The following is a 22,177-nucleotide window of genomic DNA, read 5'->3' as shown; positions in this document are numbered from 1 at the left end:
TCCCTCTTGCTCCTAAAATCCAGGTTTTCGCTCTCTCCTGCAAGGTAGCCGTGAGGGGACGCTTACAATTAACCTGGCTGCACCAGGTTTTCTTTCGTTGTTTCCAGGCGGCACTTCCTGGATACCAAGGTAGTGCAAACCCTTCTTTCAATAGAATAGCCCCTACGTCTTTACCATCAATGATCATGTGGGCTAAAAAGCGATTATATCGGTCTTTACCCTTGGCAAAAATGAATTGTATGTTTTGTCTTTGGTGAAGCAGGCCTTGTAATTTAATCTTGGCCCGATTGCCAAGATTGCGTTCAGCGTTGCAAGTGGGATGAAAAATCTCGGGTGCATCAATTTCGAGCAACCTTATTTTCATACCGTTAGCAATAACAGTATCCCCGTCAATGACTGCAATCTCATATTTTGCAGCCACGCCAAGCGGCCAAAAGGCAATAGCGATTGCAAACGTTGTCGATAGATAGCTCTTAGCTGTCATCGGATTTCTTCCTAAGGCCGATTTGGCTGATTTTTTCCGCATAGCAACTCACTACACCAGTCAAAATTGCCAGGAATGCCATTACGATGATTGTGATTGGCGAAATTGTTTTGGCGGGTACAGGCGCAGATTGGCTTGCCCACCAGGCAAGGCCCAAAATCCCTGACCAAAGCCAAAGTGAAATGTGGATGATCAGGCGCATGCTCGTTTTTGCCCCTGGAAGGCTGGTAACAGCTGCCAGCACATTTTTGCAAATTCTCTTTCTGCTTTTGTGCTACTCCATGCAAGCATGTAATCGCATAGGGGTTCGGCATCGTTATCACTTCGATCAAAAATATCAACGCGAACAGTGTCACGAAATTCTGTTGCGGAAAGAACCGCGTCGAGATAACTGATTTCCTTGCCGATATCCCGAGGCCAGGGCCAGTTTAGACCGGCGGCATCCGAGATTTTCTGCCGCAGTGGCCAGATCATTTTTTCTTCAATCAGATGCATGGCACCAATCATGCGCAATTGCTTTTTGATTGGTGTCATCCAGTCACCGATAAATGCCTCTTCAGCATCGTGAATCAGGGCATAAGGTTTTGATTCTGCGCTGGCGAGATTGGCCATGTCACAGCAATGCTGAGCGACTGTGATATCGGATGCTCCGTTCCAGCGCGAAATGACCGACAGGCCAGCTCCTATTCGCTTGAAATCGGAAACGCCTAATTTTAAGGCTGCCAGATCAGTGTTCACTTCCCGCTCCTTATAAAATTTCTTTTAATAACAAATTTACATTGACAGGGTGAATAAATCAATCAATCTCAAAAGATGTTTTTAAAAGAGGGGATATTGAAATGGCCCATCCCAGTGTGATGATAGCAGGCTTAATCGTCGGTTCAGATCCGGAGATCCGGTTTACCCCAAAGGGAGGTAAAACGGCGAGAGTGAGTCTTCTGACGAAAAGTCGCCGGAAGAAGCGCGGGTCTGATGAATATATCGAAGACCCACAATGGAATCAGGTTACGTTTTACGGCGTTCTGGCAGAAACTGTTGAAACGTATATCAAAAAAGGGGATCGAAATTTTGTTGTTTCAGGCCATTTGGAACTAAAACAACGCGACGGTAAATTCTATACCAATATTATTGCTGAACAAATTGAGGCTTTTCCAGTTTCGGGCGACCGCATTTCACCTTTGAAAGAAGGCGTTGATCCGGTTGATGACGATTTTGATCCCGAAATTCCCTTCTAATCGCTGCCGCCTTTCACATATCTCCCAAAAATAAAGGGGCCACATCCTTTGATGCAGCCCCTTTTTGCCGGGAGTTGCTGTTTGAAACTTCAGGGGAAGGAAAACCTGACCGTAGACGTTAAGCATGATCTTGGGCTGACCAGAAGTCTTTGCAAACAACAACAAAGCCACTATAGTCATTAAAAGACATTTTGCAACGGCGAATTTCAATGACAACAGATTTCCTGCAACAATCTTATCAGACAGCTTATCAGGCCGAAGATGCCACCTGGAAGGTCTTGACCGAGGCTCGATCAGAGATGCTCGCGGCTGCAGCGGGTAAGGTTCCGAGCGTCACAATCCAGAAATGGATGTCAGAGATCGAAGGAAAACCCCGGCTCGATACTTTGAGTCCGGGCTCGCGCAAAATTCTGGAAAATCTCTCCGCATGGTGCGGTTCAGAAAATCTGTCAAGGTGGATTAAGGCAAGTCGGGATTTTTCCGCAGCCACGGATCATGCTTTTCGCGCCGCGATGGAGTTAAAAGCAGGTGGTGGGATAAAATCTGTCATAGAACTCGACGGTACTCGCGAGGATGGTGATCTGCGGCGCAAGCTCATCTCGATCGCGACCCGCATCAATCCAACGGTTGAGTTGCATTTGGTGCGCGAGCTTTATGCTGAAGGGCCAGCTTTACTCAATAGCGGCGCAAGCAGTACGGATCGCATGGAAGTCGCAGGCATGCATGTGCCCTATTACAATATGTCGACTGTCTCGCTTTCAAAAAAGTTTGATCCTGTCGATACGGTCTATCATGAAATGTGGCACTCGATAGAACCTGTGCTTACGCACCGGGAACGTGCAGCTCTCAGGTCTGCTTTTCCTGGTGATCATGTGATGACACACGAAGAACGCACGGCTGTTGCCTTTGCAAATTGGGCTACCGCAAAAGAAAGGGCGCCAAACCAGGAAGTGTCCCGCTCCTTTCATAAGGTGAATGCGGCAGCCGCGCAGATCAAGTCGCTGTTTGGCGGCCGGCGTGTCGAGGCAATTTTTCACAATGCTTTTGCCGGCGAGCTTGGTGAGCGAATGGTTAAGGGTTTTCGGAAGCTTGGGGGACGCGATCACTTCCTTCCTGTAGCTGCGAAAATTGCCAAACCTTCTCCTGCACAAATTGTTAGCCCCAGGCCGCGCAAAAGGAGTGTTCGATTATGACTGCTCCTGTAAATGTCGGTGGGATCGCAGCTGACCAGCTGGCATCCTATGTTGAGCGTATTGAGAGACTTGAAGAAGAAAAGGCCAACCTGATGGCCGATATCAAGGAAGTTTACGGCGAAGCCAAAGCCCTTGGCTATGACGTGAAAATCCTGCGCCAGATCATTCGGTTAAGGAAACTGGAGGAACATGTACGTGCCGAACAACAACAGCTCCTTGAGCTTTATAAACGTGCTTTGGGCATGTCCTGATGGTTCCGGAATTACTGCTAGATAGTGGTCGAAAAATCGACCCGCATCGCATGCGACTGACAGACATTGATATGTTTGAGGTTGCTCGCGGACTGTCGCGAATTCGGGCGACTTTGAAAGGCTATCCTGTTGTTTATAGCCTTGCCCGGGTTGCGCTATGGAGAAAAGCCATTGGTGTGGATTTGACGGCACCTGAAAAGTTTCCCGAACTTGAAAGTTATCTTTTGCTGCAAGATGCCTGGATGTATGCGTTCGAAAATTTCTCCATACACGCGCTTCAAGCGTTAAACCCGTTTTGTTTTGACGATCTGATTTTAGCGGCCAGACATGTTCGAATAAAGATGATGGAGCGGTTTGGCATTTCCGAAAGCAGCCTCTCTATACATCACCATTTGCAGGCTGAGATCTCCGTTAGATTGACCTCGCTCATCATGAGCAATCGATCCAGTAATCTACCTGAATACAGTTTTCTAGAAGATGAGCAGGAATTTTTGACAGAATTCGATATGGCCCAACGTCAAAGTTTCGGCTGTGACTAATAATTTAAATTTGGTGCAAAATGCAAATTTTGACATCAAAAGAATAATTCTGTTAGCGGCACGTCATAAATGCTAACATTTTACATGCTGAAGCCATTCGTTTTTCGCCATTTCCGAAAAACGCTTATGTGATCAAAAGAGATGTAAAATGACAGTGTTTTTATCAGATGAACGCCCTTGGGAATTAGATCGAGAGCAATTTTCGCAATATCGCTCGCGCTGGGCGTCTGATGAAATTGAAACCCAAAAAATAGCACAGAAACATCAGGTCAAACTGGTCCGCGGCGTTTATTTGTCGGGGGATGTGGCGTCTAACAAAACAGAAACAGAGCTATTCGAGCTCTCCCGTTTGTTGGAAAAGCAGGAAAATCGGGCAGCGATGCTCGGTGCTGCTTCTGGCAGAACGCTACATGAGCGCATTGTTCGACACGCTGCATTCGAAGGCTTTCATATCCCCAGACACGTATTGAGCGATCATGCCAATCTCACCGATACTCCGGTTGAGGCGATATGGCGTGATCCGACCGGCAAAGCATTGCTCCCACAGTTCAAAGTATCCGATACAACGTCGTCATCAGCACGACAGGCCGTGCAACCTGGATGGTCCGTCAGGGCCTTTCGGCGAGGCGACTGGATAGATGCTCTATCCTACACCGCGAACCGTCGAGACGGCCTGGGGAAGCGCATTCACGCGCTTGAGTGGCCGGTCAGGCCGACCGACCAGATGGCTCTCATAAGGGGGTTGCATACAACCGATGAGCAGGCAGCAGACGCATATTTTGATGCCATGCGCCAGGCGATTACAGAAATAGCACCGGTTAACAAAACAGGTTTTGATCAACCTCATGACTGGTGGGTCACACGCCTGATTTTTGAACCGGCTATGATTGCGAGGTATGCCCCTCAAACAGCTGAGGTGAATGCTATTCTTGACAATGGCCAGGCTGTGTTTTCGGTTGGGAAGCCGGACTGGGCCAAAACAAAGGACGAATTTCTTGCCAGCTTCACTCTTGCAAACGTTGCGCAGGAAGATCAAACCAAATCATTGCTTGTGGCTGAGGGTGTAAAGCACCTTTGCAAGACCAATGGTTCAACCCTTCAGTTCATTCGGCATCCGAAATATCCCGGTTCATTATTTGTTTTTGGGAAATATCACAACTTTGATGCGCCTTCAGGGTACAGGACTGGATTTACACCTCTTGCCGTCTTTCATGATGGCCGGGTTTTTTATAGGGGGCGTGATAGTTTGGCTGGCGAGATTGCATCAAAACTTCTGCGCCAGTCGATGGATCGGGTAGCTTCGTTCGATCCTTCGTTTCTTCCGGTGCTCGAAGAGCAACATAAAGAGATCGTTGCCCAAGCGTTAAGTCGAAAACTGCCTGTCCCCGGCAATGTTCTCGAAGATTATCCCGAATTTAAATATCGGCTAAGTCCGAACCTCGCGGGCGATGATCGGCCCCTGCCTGAATTTTCAACGGAACCGCATGCGGCTCCGTTATTCGGTCGTCACGGGGAATACGAAGAGTTCGTCTATGAACTCGAAGAAATGGTGCGTGAAGGCATTCATTCCAGCTGGGACGGTCAACATCTTTATGATCAGGCAAAAGCCGAGGTATTAACAACGCACCACGAAGATTATTTGATCCCTTTTGAAGATCGCTATGATCTTGCACAAGAAAAAGAATGGTATTCTGAAATCGTCAATGAGGTGCTGGCTGAAAAAGGCTTCGCTCCTGACAGTTTAGATAGTCTGTCAGACGATGACCGCGATCTGGTTAATGAGACTCTTGATCAGCGCCTCGATGACCGCTTGATTGAAGAAGCCCTTCAAGACCCTGATCCCGAAGATCCAATCTGGGATTTTGATAAAGACAATGACGATAATCTGCTTGAGCTATTTTTCGATAAAGTATCGGAAATGGCTTCAGAAGAAGTGCGCGATGAGTATGGTCAGACTGAAGTAATAAGGTCAATCACAGATGATGGTGAACGTCCTTATTTCATCCTGCGTGATCCAGATGGGAGGCATTTTGTTCACCTCTCTGACGATCATTCGATTATTGGGTCCTTGGTCGCCACCCGTGACTCTTATCAGGAAGCCGTCCAGGTTGCTTGCCAGCATGCGCGGCTCGGTTTTGTTCCGCGAAGCTTTCCGTTAAATAAATCTGCCCGTCAAGACGCATGGGGTGTAGGGCAGATAATTATTTCCGATGGGACCCGGGATATCGCTTTCCGAGCTTTAGGTAAGGGTGAGTTCGGGGTCATTATGCCTGGCCAGGCGGCAAGGGCTGCCTACCAGACAGTTCATCTGCCCACGGGGCTGCCCGTGGGGCCTCTCTGGCTTAAAATGGAGGAAGCTCAAACTTTTGTGGATTTGCTACAACCACAAATGGACTGGGCCTCCATTGATTTTGCAAAAATCGACGAGGTTGGCCCTGCTGTAAATGCTGCGTCAGACCTGGCGCGTCAAAAAATCCGGCAAGCGTCGCGCACTGGCCGAACAGTAAAAAACAAGGTCGCTTTAAAGAAGGTTTCTCCTAAGCTCAAAGAAATGACTGCATCGGGTTTTAGTGGCCCGATTGCCTTTTCGCTCGGGCTCTTTGAAACCATGCTTCCGACTTTTTATGAGGCCAAAGAGCAGGATCTGCATCTGTCCTCAGATGATCGTCGCTGGCTGATGGAACGCCTGGAGGAATCGCTTGAAGAAGGACCGCTCAAAGAACAGTTTCTTGACCGGTTCTTGCCAGATTACACCCCGACAATTCAGGCTCTTACAGACCTTGCGGAGAAATCGGTTTTTGGATGGGACCAATATTCGCCAGATGAAAAATCGTTGCTGCTTTCTGATATGCAGCGCGATACCAGTGTGAAATATGACACCATCTTTGCAGACCTCTCGACTGAGAGAAAAGAGTTTCTTGGCGAAGCGTTTTTGGCAGAAATAAAGCATTATCAAAATGCGCGAATGATTGAAGACGACGCAGGACTTGGTTATCGACTGGTTTTCAATCCTGTTCTTAGTGATGCCGGCATCGAAGTTTACGCGCCGGGGCCTTTTGGAGACGAGACCTTCCTTGGTATTGGTCAGGGGGAAACCTTCTCGGATGCCCTGGTTGACGCTGCTGATATCGCCAGTCAGTACGGCTTGCTCGGTCATAGAGAGGCAGATCAACAAGATATTTTCCGTAACCTGAACCCGGTCCAAAATCTCGACGGTTGGGCGCGACGTGTACTCATTCTGTCGCCTCATCTTGATGTGTCGCACCGACTGGTGAACGGTTTTGCCCGGGGTAACTTCGGACTTGTTAAAACCGACTGGCATCTAGGCGAAAAGCAACCGGGCACAGCAGTCATCCATCTGGGATCCGGTCTACCAATTGAGCCTTATTTTCGGACAGATCGCGAGGCAATGAGTTTTGCTGAACTTCTCGAAGTTCAGGCGGACTGGTCGCAATTTGACGATCATGAAAAACTGCGCGAAAATCTCGCAGAACTGCGCGAAATTGCCCGAAACAGCCAAATGACCGTGGTAGATAGTGAACGATCTGTGCGTGAACAAAAAGCGCAGTCCCGCCCGCGCTCGGCAAGAAAAGCAGAAGCATCTATTGCAGGGCCAGTCGCCTTCAAGATTTCAGATATACGCGATCCGGCGAAGAAAATTATCAGCTTGCTCGACAGCGCTGATCCATCTTTGTCAATCGAGAGAAAATGGAGCGACTTTCTCGAAATGTCCGCCCGGGCCTTTCGCGGAAACACATTTCCGAAGGATTCAGAACCTTGGTTGGAAAACGAAGACGCCTATCTGGAAATTGTCGATCGCTACCGTCGGTCGGGTTCACTCGATGCTGTCAGAACGGTATATCCTGAAATCCTGGCAATTTTAACCATGGCATCACAGCGACTTGACAGTGATGTTCTTGCTCAGGTTCATTCCGAGATCGCAAGCAGCAAGAACCTTGGTCAGTATTTCACACCTTACGAAGTCGCCCGTCTCAACGCCGAGATAACCATTGGGGACCTTTCACCCGATAACATTAAAAAAATCAGTAACGGCAAAGGATTTGTGACGGTTGGTGACCCAACTTGTGGCTCAGGCACCATGGCGGTCGCAATTGCAGAGATATTTCACGAGCGACACCTTGATCCTGCAAAAGACCTCCGCGTCTACCTGAAAGACATCGATATTCGGGCCGTTCACATGGCCTATCTGAACATGGCGTTGCGAGGTATCCCCGCGATTGTTGAACATGGGAACGGGCTTTCAGATCAAGTTCTCTCAAGATGGGTAACCTCACAATTCTTGACACAACATGCCCGTGACATTGCTCAAAAACGTGAGCGGGTTTCTATCGATAACCAACCTGACCTGTTACTCGAAAAGGCTCAATATTCGATCGGTCGGGATTATCGCAGCCTGTCGCACCGACTTGCTGATCTTGGTGCGGGTGACAGCTCATTCCTGACCAGAAAGCCTGTGCCATACAACGATGAATTCGACGCTCAGGGCAATGATGTGCTCGGCGAAGCAGCACGTCAGCGATCTGTGGGCGATCTCCTTAATGCCGCAAATAACACCTATCATGCCGCCGAGACTTTAGGCCTGATTGAACGACATCCAGCACGCAGTACAATTGATTTTACGGAGCTTTTTGACGACAAGCATCAGCACGATGCCATGGTGATCGATCGGTTCCTTGCAACGGAAGAACTGTTACATCCCTCTACAAGAAAACGGGCGCAGGATCTGTTTTCCTATGCAGAACAGTATCAAACAGCCACCGAGAACTATCGTCAAAACTTTGGGGAAATCCCGGCTTCTTACGACGATTTTATAAAACCTCGTTTTAAAGTTCGGGACCTGGTGCCTGAGTTTGGAACGGAAGATGACCTTTCGCTACCGTCGGATTTCTCTCCTGACGCCAAAAGACTGTCTGAGCGTGTCGGGATATTCGAGCGATTACTCACAAGGAAAGTCAGGGCTGAATATCTCAGCCAGCATGGCTCGGAATATGCGCTCACAGAAGAAACAATTGAAGATCATGCGCGCAATCACCGCGAAGAGGCCGTGCGGCATCTCGTTCACAATCAAATGGATGTGACGGAAGAAGCAATCTCCAATGCCGCAAGGCAGCTGGTTATGGCGGATTATCGCAAGCGACATATCTCGCTGGGTGATCTCGACGAAAAGGCCTTTGATCGAGATTATGCAGATCAAATTAGCGAGGAAGTAAGTGAAAGAGCGCTTCACATCGCGCATCAACAGTTGCTTGTAGAAGAACCCCTGTGTGCCCAGGATAAGGCCGGTTTGGGCTATTCCATTTCGCACGTGCAGAATGACCCCAACTACAAGGTCCTTTATGCCGGTGACGAAATTGCAGTTACAGGCAATTGGGCCGAAGCGGTTATATTCGCAGAACGTCACAGTCAGGGCTTGTCCTTGATCGATCTAAGGGACCCGACAAAACCGTTAAACGAGGTAGCCGGCACAGACCAGTTTTCTCGACGCAAAGACGTATATTTTGCCGCAAGTGGCAAGTCGAATGACATCTTTGTTGGCATTGGTGGGAAACTGATCGATCCCGTGGTTTATGGTCATTTCGCAATCTCGAAGGACCGTGGCGGTCGTCCAGGTTGGTATATCTCCCATTTGCCAACCGGCTTTAGTCTTGCGGCTCATCATGGTCGCTTCTCGCGCGAAGAAGATGCGCGCAACTGCGTCATGGAATTGGAAAAACTGACAAATTGGTCTGTTGTGCGCTCAGAGCAATCTGACTGGATTAAACGACCCGAGCTGACCGACATCAAGCGTCAAGCCATTGACCTTGTCGAAAAACATCTTGAAAACTCTCAAGCGGAACTGGCCCGCGAACGAAAACCAGCGAAACAAAAAGATGATGTTTCCTTTGGGGGCATTGCCTTTAAAACAGCCGAGATTTCTGACGATAAGGAAAAAGCCCTTCTCGAGCATCTCGAAAATGCCCTGGAAACAGGCAAAGAGTTTCGAACTGCAGCAGAGCTTCGCGCATTTTGCTCCGATGTGCTGCAAGCCCCTCTCAAGGCATCGGACCTTGATGCTAAAAAAATCGAGGAACTTGCAGAAGTGGCCTTGTTGCGTGTCGCAAGGAAGGCAATCACAGCGTTCAAACCCGAAAGCTCGATGTCGGAACGCATGGAAACTCTGCAAAATCTGCAAGCTCAGTTACCATCTCTCACGAAACGAACATCAAAATCCAGCGAGCTGCAGGCGTATTCAACGCCGCTTGCACTTGCCTATATGGCTAACGCATTCCTCGGCGCAGCGCCTGGTGATTCTGTCTATGATCCCGCGGCAGGCCATGGTGCGCTGCTGCTCGCCACGCCACCTGAGAACAGGATCGCTAACGAATTTGATCCTGTACGCGCAAAGCACCTGTGGGCAAATCAGGTAACCACAGAAGACGGGGTGGCTTTTCGGCCACCAGCATATCGTCATCTGATTGCAAACCCTCCTTTCGGTTCGGATAAATCAAGACAGAAGCCGTTGTTTCTGACCGAAGACGGGGCGCAACAAACGACAAGGCAAAACGCAGTTGAAACACGTCAGCTTGACCAGTTGATTGTTTGGAACGCGCTTGCGCGATTGCCTGAAGACGGAAATGCCGTGTTGTTGATGCCCGCACCCTCTCCTTATCGCATGTCGGAGAGAAACCCGTATTTGGCGCGATCGTTGCGGAATTTTTATTTCGCGCTGTATGGCAAATACAATGTCACCTCTCACACGACCTTGGTCGGCGACCTCTACCGGCAACAGGGGGCAGGCTGGCCGGTTGATCTCATCGTGATTAACGGTCGTGGTAAATCATCCCTCACACATCCTGCTTTTGCAGACTTAAAACAGATCTCGAATTTTGGTGAATTAAAGGAGCTTGCAGATCATGTCATGGCAAACCACCTGGATGCAGCATCTGCCTTTTCGACCGATGGCCAGCTTCATTCCCGTCGAACACCCGGTTCTGATGACAGTGGTGTTGCCGCAGATCAGCGGGAGTTTGACGGTCGAGATCTATCTCGAAGCGATCAAGGACAAGCTCGCGGCGATCGACAAGCTGTGGCCCGGGACGGTGCGGGAGATTTGTCACTTGCTGCAGATCGATACGATGCCAGAGGAAATAACTCAGCATCCCGACTTTCTGGCATTTCTGCTGCCGGTGACCTGGTCCCTCCCCGTTCCCCCTCGACTGGAAATACCGGACCATCAGATCGCTCTGGATCCAGATCAGATTTTTCAGGAGATCGCACCATGAGTGAGACCGAGAGCCTGGTCGCCTATGTTCCCTTGTCGGGGGGGAAGCAACAAAAAGCGCTGATGCCCGCGAACCTGTCCGCGGCCTTTTTGAAGGCACATGAAACCTTCAAGGACAAACATGGAAATATTGATGATTTTGTCCAGGAGAAGCTGGGATATAAAACCCGGGGTGAACTTTATAAAGCGCTGTCAGCGCAACAGATTGATGCCGTTGGCTTTGCCATTTCCCAGCATGAAAGTGGTGGCAGTTTCATAAATGGGAACGTGATGGGCATGGGCAAAGGCCGCGTTGCGGCCGCGATGCTGGTTTATGCATCGCGCCATAAAATGACGCCGGTGTTTTTCACCGAACGACCAAATCTCTATCCTGCGATGATGCGAGACCTTGCCGACATTGGTTACGGGCATCTGCGACCGCTTGTTACCAATGATGGTCTTACAGGGTCAAAAGCCTTGCCTTTACCAAACGGCGAAACACTTCGAACAAATACCAAAGCCAGGCATGACGCTAAATTGACCAAAATAAGAGACCAAGGTCACCTCGGTGATGATTACGACATGGTTTTTACGACCTGGTCGCAGACATCGACTGTCAATGGCAAAGACACATTACGACGCCAAGTGCTGCGATCGCTTGCGCCGCGCGCATATTTGGTTCGCGATGAGGTTCATAATGTCGGGGGCAGCGAAGATCTCTACCGCGATCCTGCCGCGCAGGAAAACCGGGCAGAGCTTGCCCGTTCGCTCATGTATGACGCGAAAGGTCTGACGGATAGTTCCGGGACCTATGCGAAGCGCCCGGGGTTGATGGATCTGTTTGGCCGAACCGACTTGCGACTTGCTGTGCAAGACCCGTCGCAGATCGGTGAAATTATCAGTCGTCATGGGTTACCCATGCAACAGATGGTCGCGACAATGCTTGCAGAAAGTGGGCAATATCTCCGGCTTGAAAAATCAATGGAAGGAATTTCCTACGATTTCCAGCCTGTTACGATTGACGAGAAGCGATTTGATCAGCTCGCTGATATCATCGCTTCAATCGCTGAATTTGATCAGCAAAAGAACGATTTGATTAAAGGCCCCCTTGGCAAGAAGCTTATTGCGAACGGTCAGGCTGTTGTCGCTGATGCCGCTGTCGGCGAAGTCGGCGTTAATTCGATCAATTTCTCGTCGATTTTGCATAATCTCGCCGATCAGGCTCTTTTGGCCATGTCGGCCGAAACGGTCGCAAAAGACGCGATCGATGTCCTAAAAAACGGCGAAAAACCGTTTATTACGCTTGCGAATACCATGGGCTCATTCCTGGCTGATTACAGCCTGAGCCATGAATTGCAACCGGGCGATGTCATTGATGCCAATTTCGGAGATCTGGTTCGCCGATATATCGAAAGATCGCGTGACATTTCGATTGGCTCTCCCTATGGGGAGCGCGAAAAACGACAATTGACTGATGCTGAACTCGGGCCGCGCCTCCAGGCAAAATACATCGAAATTCTAAAAAAAATCGATCAGGCGGACTGGTCGAATATGCCGGTCAGTCCTATCGATTATGTGAAAGCTCGCCTGGAGAAAGCAGGATACAGTTTTGGCGAATTCACGGGTCGCGCGGACGGCATAGATTATAGCGAGGCCCCTCCCCGCTACTATCGGCGCTCAGCCCAGGATCGAAGCAAGGCCGCGGCTGTTCAAACCGAGGCCGGCTTCAATGATGGTAGCATCGATGTTGTGCTTGCCAACGAAAGTGCTGCGTCCGGGATTTCATTACATGCAAGCGAAAAAGTCGCTGATCAGCGACCCCGCGTTGACATGACCTGGCAGGCGCATCGAGAAATTAATACCCATGTGCAGCTCAAAGGAAGGGTAAACCGCGAAGGCCAGGTGGTTAATCCACGTTATATCCATTATGTGCCAAATGTGCCGGCTGCGGAACGACCGGCAGCGGTTCTGGAAGCCAAACTACAGAGCCTTAATGCCAATACGACAGCACGCAAAACCGGTCTTTTGAAGTCCGGCGGCATTAACCTGCTTAATGACATTGGTGATCGTGCTGCGGCCACTGTTATGGAGAATAATCCGCAAATCCATTATCGATTTGGCTTGCCTCTTAAGGCAACCTCATCAGGCCGCGGTTTGCAAACCGATGGTGCTGCACGCAAGATTACTGGTCGGTTGATCATGTTGCCCGTCAATGACCAGCGCCGAATTTACAATGAGATTGAGCGCGAATATCGGGCGGAATACCAACGGGCTGAGGCGTTTGGGCTTTTACGCGAGGAAGCGCAAGTTCTTGACCTGGATGCCAGGCTTTTGGCCAAGGCGAAGCTTGATCCTTCCGTGAAATCGACGTCTCCATTTGGTGGGGCAATTTTCGTCAACGAGATGGATGTTGCCAATCTTGATCGCCCCTATCCCTGGGCGCGCATTCAGGCGACTTTAAACCAGGGGTTCGGCCTGGAAGAAAACGGTTCTTTTGGCGAATTGCAGGCGCAAGGCCGTGACCATGCGAGAGCCTTGCGCGAAGCAATGCTGGAACGGTTTGCAAAATACCGGGCAGCGGCCGTTAAAAATGCGAGCGATCGCAACCGGAACCAGGTCGCTGCGCGACTTGACGGAGATCGCAAACGTTTCGAGACGATGGTTAATAATTTTCCAATCGGGCGCACCGTCGCTTTGAAAACACCTGACCAGAAACTAATCTACGGTGTGGTGGCAGGGCTTAAAAAACGGGGATCTGCCAACAATCCGCTTTCACCTGCCGCCTGGGCTGTCAAAATATATCTGGCGGATGGTGCAAAAACCATTGATTTGCGGCTTAACGAACTCGCCCTGCCCGGCGAAAAACAGGACAAAAGCCTTTATCACCTTGCTAAAGCTGATGAGGCGACCGTCATGGTTGACGGTTCGCTAAAAACAATGCCGGTTCATAAGGCTTTTGATCAGCTGGCAAGCAATGAGCGCGAAACCCGTCTCATTGCGACTGGTAATATTCTGGCCGCAGCAGATCGTTTTTCTGACGCGGAAGCGATTTATTTTCGCGACAGCCAGGGGGAAATTCAACCTGGTTTGCTGTTAACGCGCGGAACAAATTTACAAAACACGTTGGAAACATCTCCGATTGCAATCAAGGACAAGCATCAGGTGGCAACCATACTTGATGCAGATATCCCGGTTTTTGCCACAGACAATAATCTGGTGATCACGCGAATTAAAGACCAGAACAAGAAACCGGTTTTTGAAGTGCGCGCCTCTCGTGGCCGCAGCAACGGCGGTAAATACTGGCTTGATCGCGATATTCGAAATCTTGCCGGGGATTTCGTTTCAGTTGGTTCGAGCATGGTTGCAACTGTTAAACCCGAGCAACTATCAGACTTGCTTGTGTTGCTCGATCAAAAGAATATTTCCTTGATTGCACGTCAGGGCCTGGAAGAAGTCCGCAAAATTACCGGGGTCCGTCTCCCCGAGATGAAATCGGTTCGCAAACCTTTACCGACAGCCGGAAAGCAGACGGCGCCCAGGCCCAACAAAACCGGTGGGTTTGTAATGCCCTGGGAAACCGGTTCAGCAGCCCCTGCGCCCTTCGCAAAGGCAATGTTTTCACTTGGACGACCCGTCTCGCTTATCGAAACCCCTTCGGGGTTTGAGCCTGTACGCCATGCCGGAGCGCCCGGTAAACAAAGTGACGGCTCGCGGATACATCGTATTCTTGATGTTCCCGAGGACGTTTCGGTAAAGGACCTGTTGCAAAGGTTTCATCTTAATCATGTGCCTGGCCGGCACGTTCATAAATTCCACCAGGTCTATTTTTCGACCGGAGCCAGTAATGGCCTGACGTTATTTAGCGAAGAAGATGTAAAGGCGTTCCCCCGTCACCAGCAATATGACCTTTGGGCCTCGCGACGCGGGGAAACGCCACAAGGTTGGATAGAAGCTGATGTCCCGCTCCTTTCACCGGCCGGGCCTGTCGCCTATCCGGGTTTTATCAGCGAGAGCGCACCAGGCCTTGCTGTCGTGCCATTCCCGCGGCCTGGCCTTCGGCCTGGTTCTTATGATCTCGATAATGTCAGGTTTGTTGTTCTGCATCGCGCCAGCGGGCAGGCATTGTTACCAGGCAAACGCTTTATGTATAGCGGTGCCGGTGCGGCTCATGCGGCACAGGCAATGGCCAGGGAATATGACTTTGACAATCTGACGTCCCCTGACCAGATGTCAGCAGAAAATCGCAATCTTGTCACGTCCGTGATCGAGACTGCTTATGATGGAGCGCGCTCTACAGACCGCGACGCCTGGATCTCTGCAAATTTAGCAGCAGGCGTTGGTGAGGCATTCCAGAATTCCGAAGTTCTCTGGGTCTCGGTTGAAGATGCCACGTCTCCAGACCTTGACATGGCCACCGAGAGTGCTTCAGCAAGCGGTGTCTTCTATTTGCATGAGGACCGGGACTCTGCCCTTGATGCCGGCTTTGAAGATGCAATCCCGGTGCGTGTGATCCCGGGAAAAATAGCAGATCTCACGGCAGATCCCTGGTCGCCTGAAATCCAGACCATCTCGCGCGAATTTTTTGATCAAAACCAGGACGATTTGCGTTTAGGTTTATCAACAACGCTATACGAGCGTGTTGACGAATATGAAGAATTTGATCGTCGGGTAGCAAAGGGCGAGACCGCTGACGACGTTCGCGAAAACATGGTTGAACGCGAACTGGACAAATTCGACTATCAAGCCTTTGAAAATGCCGTACGGGCTCAGGATTATACTTCGGCAGGGCAATATGATGGCGACTTAAAAGACGCGCTCATGGCCTGGCTCGCCGAGGGCGGATATGATTCAGCGAAACTGTGGTCCCCTTTCGAATATGACAAAACCGAGTTGTCGGTTTTTAATGTCAAACATCTTGAACCGGCCTGGGACCAATTATCTGCCTCGATCGAGATAGCACTCGCCGAACGTAGAGAAGCAGAGCAACGGCACAAACAATGGGAAGCTGACCGAGGGGAAGCGGAGATAGAGCGGTTGCGCACATGGAAGGCGTCCGCTCTCGAAGATTTTGACATCGCTGTTCTTCAGGAACAGGGGTTCGATCCCAATAATATTCACTGGTTGCCTGTCCCCAACAAGGAATTCCCCGAGCTTGACAGGGCGTGGAAAGATGATCAGCCCGAGCTTTACACGCGCAGAACAGATGCGGAGGCCGGGAAATTCGCAGAAGCAGTTCCAGTTTATCTGCGCCGCGGGGCCGGGGTGGATCTCACCACAAGTAACGAAAAAAGTCAGGAGTTCGTAGAACAGCTTCGCCTTATCCCCGGCATTGACCAAAGCCTTTTAAGTCAGCTTCCGGGCGGCGATGTCGGAACGCTTATCGATTTCATTGATCATCAGGCTCGCAACCAGTCCCTTGACTGGGTTCAGTTTTCCCGTGATGGGCAAACCGTTACCCGGCTTGCTGATGCCACAGATGTCCGGGTTGCCTGGGATGCGATCACGCGCAAAAGCCTGCATCGTCGGTCATCAGATGTTTTTGTCGGGCCCGCTCTTGCGGCGGCAAGTAAAGCTGCCGCACTTGAAGCCCCAAGGCTGATGTTGACTGGACCAGATGGTCGTGATCAGGCAATGGAAAATGCCAAATCTGCTTCGATTTTCCTGCAAGCTGAAGAAGTGCGCGCGCTCGCGGGCCAACAATCCTTGATCATTTTTGTCGAAGGCGATCAGCTTCGCATTTTTGATCGCGATGCGCGTCGTGCCCATGATATTGACCCTGATTTGGGGCTCATCGAGATTGCGGACATGGCGGAAATCGCCATGAGTTCCGATGTTGTGGAGACGTTGGCCCCCAAACTGGCCGAAAAATTTGACGTTGTGGTTGCGCGGCTGGACGATCAGGGTCAGATCATTTTTGAAAATTATACAGGGGATCAGAAAAAGACCGAGACACTTACGGCTGCAGATGCGGCTAACGCTACGAAGCTTGAAGAACGCGCAAAAGCCAGGCGACAGCAGACACAGGCTTTCTGGTCAGACAAGCCGCTATCGGATCGCTATGAAGATCTTCTGGTTGCAGCTCGAAATCGTGAAGTTCCAGCATTACAGGATGGTGATCGCTACATCATTTCAGGTAAAACAGCTCGCGACCTTTGTGATGATATAGAGCTTCTTGCCAAACGCCTCGATTCTCGTGATATCACCTGGTTTACCGATGAGGACATTCCTGAACTTACTGCTGCAATCGCGTCTAAAGATCGCAGATTGATGCTGGCGCAGGGCCTGGCGCGATCAGGATGGCGACAGACCCGCGTGGCGGCTGCGGCAGAAACTCAGGATGTCGACCAGGTAAGCCGCGCCGCAGGTGTCGCTGATGTTCACACAGAACTGAAAATTAAACATCAGGGTCGAATTGTGTTTGTGCGCGATGGCGATAGCTATCGGACATTTGGCGATGATGTTGAAAATATCGCGCGACAGGACCCTCTTTTAACCAGCAAGTTTGAAGCGGTCGGGGATCTCAAATCAATTCGGATTGAGGCAAACGAGATTGCCTATCAGGCAAATCAAATGAGCTTACGCGGCTTGAAAGTCACTGTGGCCGATTTTGATTCCGATGGGCAGGTTTCATTACGCAATTTTGACCCGCAAACAGATATAAAGACGGAACCTGAAATTGCCCAGGCCGCAGCAGGGCAAAATCGTGAGAAAGCAATGGCTCGCGAAACGCCGGCTTCTGCTCGCCTTGAAGCAGACAGTGAGCTTCAAAACGAAATCCCGATAGATGTTATCATCAATGTTCGCGATCAGGCAAAACGCGAAAATCCGGCAGCTGTGATCCTGATTGCACACAAAGGCGAATATTTTCTCCTTGATGGTGATGCCCGCCTCGTAGCACGGCATTTCCAACCTGCACAATCTCGCTTGAGTACCACTCGCGATGATCAGGAACGTCTTCGCGTAACAACAAGCCTTAACGAGACGGTTGTTGGCCGCGCCTCAGACTTGATGCGCAATGCTGGCGCAGACCTCATTATTCTCAAACAACAAGGCGATGAATGGTCTGCGACGTCACAAGCTGCGACCCGCACCGATGTACCTTACGATCCTGTGGCACAGGATGTCCTGAAACGCAGAAGTTTCGATACTTCGCGGACGTTCTATGTGCCTGGCTCTCACGTCACAGGCCAAATCGCCGGCACACCGCTCCTTGACGGGTACAGCGTTTATCGCGATGAAACAGCGGCCGCTATGGTTACAGGATCTAGCGTGCCCGTTTATCTGCGAAATACGGGGTCGACGGCAAAACTGACCGCACAGGATCTCGGTACCTATAGCTGGTCAACAAAACTCAAAGAGATGTATGAGCGGCTCTCGCCACAATACGGTTTTACCAGCGTTGAGGAATTGAAGGCCATTCTGCTTGATGGCAACCTTGAAAGCTGGTGGCTCTCGAAGATGGCTGAAACCGGCATTGCCGGTGATCCGAAAGATTTACAACGATCGCTGTTCTCGGAATTCAAGCGGCTTGGCCATGATTCTGTTTTGATGCTTGATGCCAACGGGTTTGAGAGGCAGGTCTTTTTTGATGGCCAGGCCCTGTATCCTGCTAGCGCGGTTTCTGCAGCGCAGATGACACAAACCACCAATGTACAGACACCTGTATCAGGGGGCGCTCCGAATTTAACAATACGCCCGGGCAACGCACACCCGGCAGCATCACCTTCGTTCGTCCCGAACCGGTCAGCGTCATTCACCGTTCAGGCGACGCCAGAGACACGCCAGGATGTTAAAAGTCTTCTCGATAATCTGACCGGTCACCTCAATGCAAACGGAATGACATCAGATGACCGAAAGCGCTTTATTCGTGAGAATGGGCTCTTAAATCGACCTCTTGACGGTCGGGTAAACCGCTATAATGAAGATATCCTGGCGCTCAATTTCGGCTATATGCTTTATCCGGCCCCAAATGGCACCTGGCTTTATGCCAGCACGACAGATTTTCTTAATGCTCTTGGCCCGGGAGGATCTTTATATGGCCGGTGGGCACCGGAACTCGGTGATCAAATTGCCGATTATGCCGGGATTTATCTCTCGCAGCTTGATGCAACATTTGAGCATGACCTTGGTCGGCTGAAAGACGATATTGCCGAACTGGTTGAGCAGGTTCACCCCGGCATTGAAACCCATTTCGTTGACAGGCTCTTTGCCGACGGTCGGGTTGACGGTGAAAGCGATCGTCAACCGGTTCTGGGATTGTATTTTTCTGATACACATTCGATGACCGTGTCGACCGACATGTCTCGTGGAAACCCCAAGGTGACCGCAGCTCACGAGCTGTATCATTCAATTGCTGCTTTGCTGAGCAAAAACGAACAGACCGTCATCGCTTCTGCATTTCCGACGGAGGAAAAGGCAGCCGAAGCTTTTGCTAAATGGGTGACAGGTGCTCAGGGTTCCCCGGCGATTGATCCGGTAACTAATTTTGTTGCTCGCATGAACAATCTTTTAAAAGGTCGGGGCTTCGAGTCATGGCAAAATTTATTCTCGCAGGTGAAAGCCGGAGACATTTCAGCGCGGACCCGGGTCCTCGATGTATCCTCGAATATTGCTTTTGAGGATGCGGTCAAGCTGGTCGATGCCGCGGGCCTCCCTGCCCTTGCGGAAACGGTCAACCAGTATGGAAAACGTCTAAAAGCAAAAGATCTCGCTGTCGAGGCGCTCTATCGTCTGATGAAAATGCACCTCGATGATATGCAGATTATGACTGCTGCGCGCAATGCCGGTTATCACCGTGTTGAAGATCAGGCAAATATCTCGACTATTCCGGCGACAAGACGGGCGAAAATCGTCACTGACCTTGAGCGACATAAAAGGCTAACACCGGTAGAGGTCGGCACAAATGATGCTGCTCTTGTTCGTCGTCCTCAGCAGGCGACGTCGGCTCAAGCTCGGGCGTCGCAGTCGACAACCGGCGCTGGGCCGGCAATTTCAAGGCGCCCGGATCAACCCCATGTCATCAGATTTTCGACTGGGCAGAAGGCTAAAAACAATCAAAACGAGCAAAACAACTCAAAGCAAATAATGTCATTAAAAGAAAGTTCTTTACGTGCGTCTTTTGATGACGCAGACTATTTGCGCTCGGGGTCTTTCGCTGTTAATAATGCTAATAGAGGTGGCAGCATGTTGCCAGAACCTGTAATTCAAATTCCTCAAAGGAATGAAATTAATACGATGCCGCGTGGACAATATGACGCAATTCCTGGGCGCGCGTACGCGCTGTATTTGAGGCCAAGTGACATTGATCAACTAAAGGTCGATGGGATTTTGCCCTCAAAAGAGCCGTTGATGTATGATCAGGTTAACCGCCTGTTTTACATTGAGCGAACGCATCCGAAATTTGAGGAACTCTTTGACCGGTTTGGTCATGATGAAGCCAGATCAGCATGGCGTGCTGACCTTGAGCGTCGTGATGATCAATACCTCTCGACTGCCAATCGGGCGGTGCCTCATGAAAAACGCGTTTATCTGCATATTCCGCTTGAGGACTTGCGCCGGGCACGCCATATGGGTGCGGTTCATGACGCGACAAAAAATCAGTATTACGTCCCTCAAGGTGCACCAAGAGCGAAGGATCTCATTGACGATTTTGGTGAACAAAATACCGCGAATTTCAAAAAAGTACGCGCTCAGCGCAACGAAATTGCGGCATCAAGCCTTGCGCGTGTCGCTGCGGCCAATGATACTGCCTCCCAGGTGGCCAAATTCTCCCTCGGACGAGAGGTCGGTGACTCTCTGCTTGGAGATGTTGGCCGCAGCGCCCTTGTGGGCGGTAGTCTGGCAGGCGGGATACAGGCTGCGAAACAGGTGAATGCCAGTGATCTTGCCCTGAACGCTCAAACGGTTCAGGATCTTTTTGCAAATCTTGGGCCCGCAGATTGGGAACAGCTCAGTTTTGTCGGCGCTGATCCGCTCGCAACACCTGCAGATCTTTGGGATCGTTTGGGGGCAGAAACCCGGCAACAAATCGAGAATTTCGTCGCTCTGCAGCATGAAGGAATTGACAACGTCAAAGATTTCTTTGCCGCATCGGTCGATTACGCAAGAAATCTCCCTGATGCTGCATCGGGTCTGGTGACCGAATTAACAAATTCGGATGCATTTAGCGCTCTGCAGCAAGCATCACACACGTTTGGGTCTGCTGTGCGAGACGGTATGGCTCCGTTTGCACACGGTGCTGTAGACCCCTCAACCTTCTTTGGAAGTGATTCTTTTCTTGAGTTTACCCGTGAAGCCCGAAACAGTCTTTCGCCGACCATGTTTGATCAGGCGCGCGTTGCCTTCGCCTCTCTTGGTGACCGCGCTGAACATCTTGTGAAGCCATTGACTGATGCTCTTGGCCTCAAAGCAACGGCGGCGCTTGCCGCCATTGGTGGGGTTGGTGGCCTTGCTGTTGTTGGCAATGTCGCGTTGGCCGGTGGCGGGGCGGCGGCAATGTATGCGGCAGGCAACTATCTTACACGCAGGAATGAACGGCTGAAAAACTGGACTACGGTTGCGCAAGACGCACCCTGGATGCTCAGCAATAAACAATTCGGCCAGGTGGCGAAACGTTTGTACCGGGTGAATTCGGTGCAAACACCTGACGGCATCATGAAATCACTAATCGAGCGCAAAAGCGGTGAGATTGTGATTTCCGAGGTTGTTTCTAAGGGGAAAAAGCTCTCGACCCGTTCTTTGGTTGATGCCGCTCACGCAACACTTGTTGATGGCGCTGAGCGGTCAGGGTTTCCGGTGCCACAAAATGTGTTAGCATCGGTCAAAGAGGTTCGTCAGAAAAACGCTCCCGACGGATTTGTAAAACCAAAGATTTCCTCGACCTTGAAAGATGCAGCGACTGAACGGGCACGAACATGGTCGAAACAGGTACCAATGCTGTATGCCCCCGATAACAGCGCTAAAGCCTTGAAAGTCTATGGGACGCAGTTGGACAAAGGTTATACCCCCACAGAACAGTTTGCAGCACTTTTGCGAACTCAATCGGCACAAGCAGCCGAACGAGACCCTGAACGAAAAGCTCTTTTGAAGAACGGTCAGGAGTTGTTGGAAAAATTCGTTGAGCAGAAAAAAGACCAGACCGTCGAGCAGGTTTTACGGTCGTCAAAAAGTCAAAACCTGCCGCAATCTCGTGGGCGCCGGCGTTGAGGGGTGAGC

Annotated in this window: 8 protein-coding genes; 5 read left to right on the top strand and 3 right to left on the bottom strand. The window is 50.5% G+C overall.

Annotation, left to right across the window (positions count from 1 at the left end):
* From THS27_RS23115 to THS27_RS23105, 3 genes are all read right to left on the bottom strand, one after another.
* Positions 1 to 484: thermonuclease family protein (locus tag THS27_RS23115; RefSeq protein ID WP_085594926.1), on the bottom strand; the 484-nt coding region annotated here is incomplete at its 3' end.
* Positions 474 to 686 (bottom strand): hypothetical protein, encoded by a 213-nt coding sequence (locus THS27_RS26980; RefSeq protein ID WP_085594924.1) that lies wholly within the window; start codon positions 684 to 686, stop codon positions 474 to 476. The genes THS27_RS23115 and THS27_RS26980, both read right to left, overlap by 11 nt.
* Positions 677 to 1,222, bottom strand: a complete 546-nt coding sequence (locus THS27_RS23105; protein WP_139835715.1) for a hypothetical protein — start codon at positions 1,220 to 1,222, stop codon at positions 677 to 679. Before THS27_RS23105 ends, THS27_RS26980 begins: the two co-directional genes overlap by 10 nt.
* Positions 1,223 to 1,323: 101 nt before the next feature.
* Between THS27_RS23105 and THS27_RS23100 the strand changes: the two genes are divergently transcribed.
* From THS27_RS23100 to THS27_RS23080, 5 genes are all read left to right on the top strand, one after another.
* Positions 1,324 to 1,719, top strand: a complete 396-nt coding sequence (locus THS27_RS23100) for a single-stranded DNA-binding protein (RefSeq protein WP_085594920.1) — start codon at positions 1,324 to 1,326, stop codon at positions 1,717 to 1,719.
* A gap of 209 nt (positions 1,720 to 1,928) precedes the next feature.
* Positions 1,929 to 2,912 carry a hypothetical protein gene (locus tag THS27_RS23095; protein WP_085594918.1) on the top strand — a complete coding sequence of 328 codons (984 nt, stop codon included), beginning with the start codon at positions 1,929 to 1,931 and terminating at the stop codon, positions 2,910 to 2,912.
* Positions 2,909 to 3,163, top strand: coding sequence for a DUF2312 domain-containing protein (locus THS27_RS23090; RefSeq protein WP_085594916.1), 255 nt, complete (start codon positions 2,909 to 2,911; stop codon positions 3,161 to 3,163). The genes THS27_RS23095 and THS27_RS23090 overlap by 4 nt, the downstream gene beginning before the upstream one ends.
* Positions 3,163 to 3,702, top strand: a complete 540-nt coding sequence (locus tag THS27_RS23085) for a hypothetical protein (RefSeq protein WP_085594914.1) — start codon at positions 3,163 to 3,165, stop codon at positions 3,700 to 3,702. The genes THS27_RS23090 and THS27_RS23085 overlap by 1 nt, the downstream gene beginning before the upstream one ends.
* A 148-nt stretch (positions 3,703 to 3,850) precedes the next feature.
* The gene (locus THS27_RS23080; RefSeq protein WP_085594912.1) at positions 3,851 to 22,168 is read left to right on the top strand and encodes a strawberry notch C-terminal domain-containing protein; all 18,318 of its coding nucleotides are present in this window, start codon (positions 3,851 to 3,853) and stop codon (positions 22,166 to 22,168) included.
* The last annotated feature ends 9 nt before the right edge of the window (positions 22,169 to 22,177 follow it).

Origin of the sequence: Thalassospira sp. MCCC 1A01428 (genome assembly GCF_002115825.1) — a bacterium.
GTDB lineage: Bacteria > Pseudomonadota > Alphaproteobacteria > Rhodospirillales > Thalassospiraceae > Thalassospira.
Note: the sequence above shows the minus strand (reverse complement) of the source record. Positions and strands in the feature narration are given on the sequence as shown.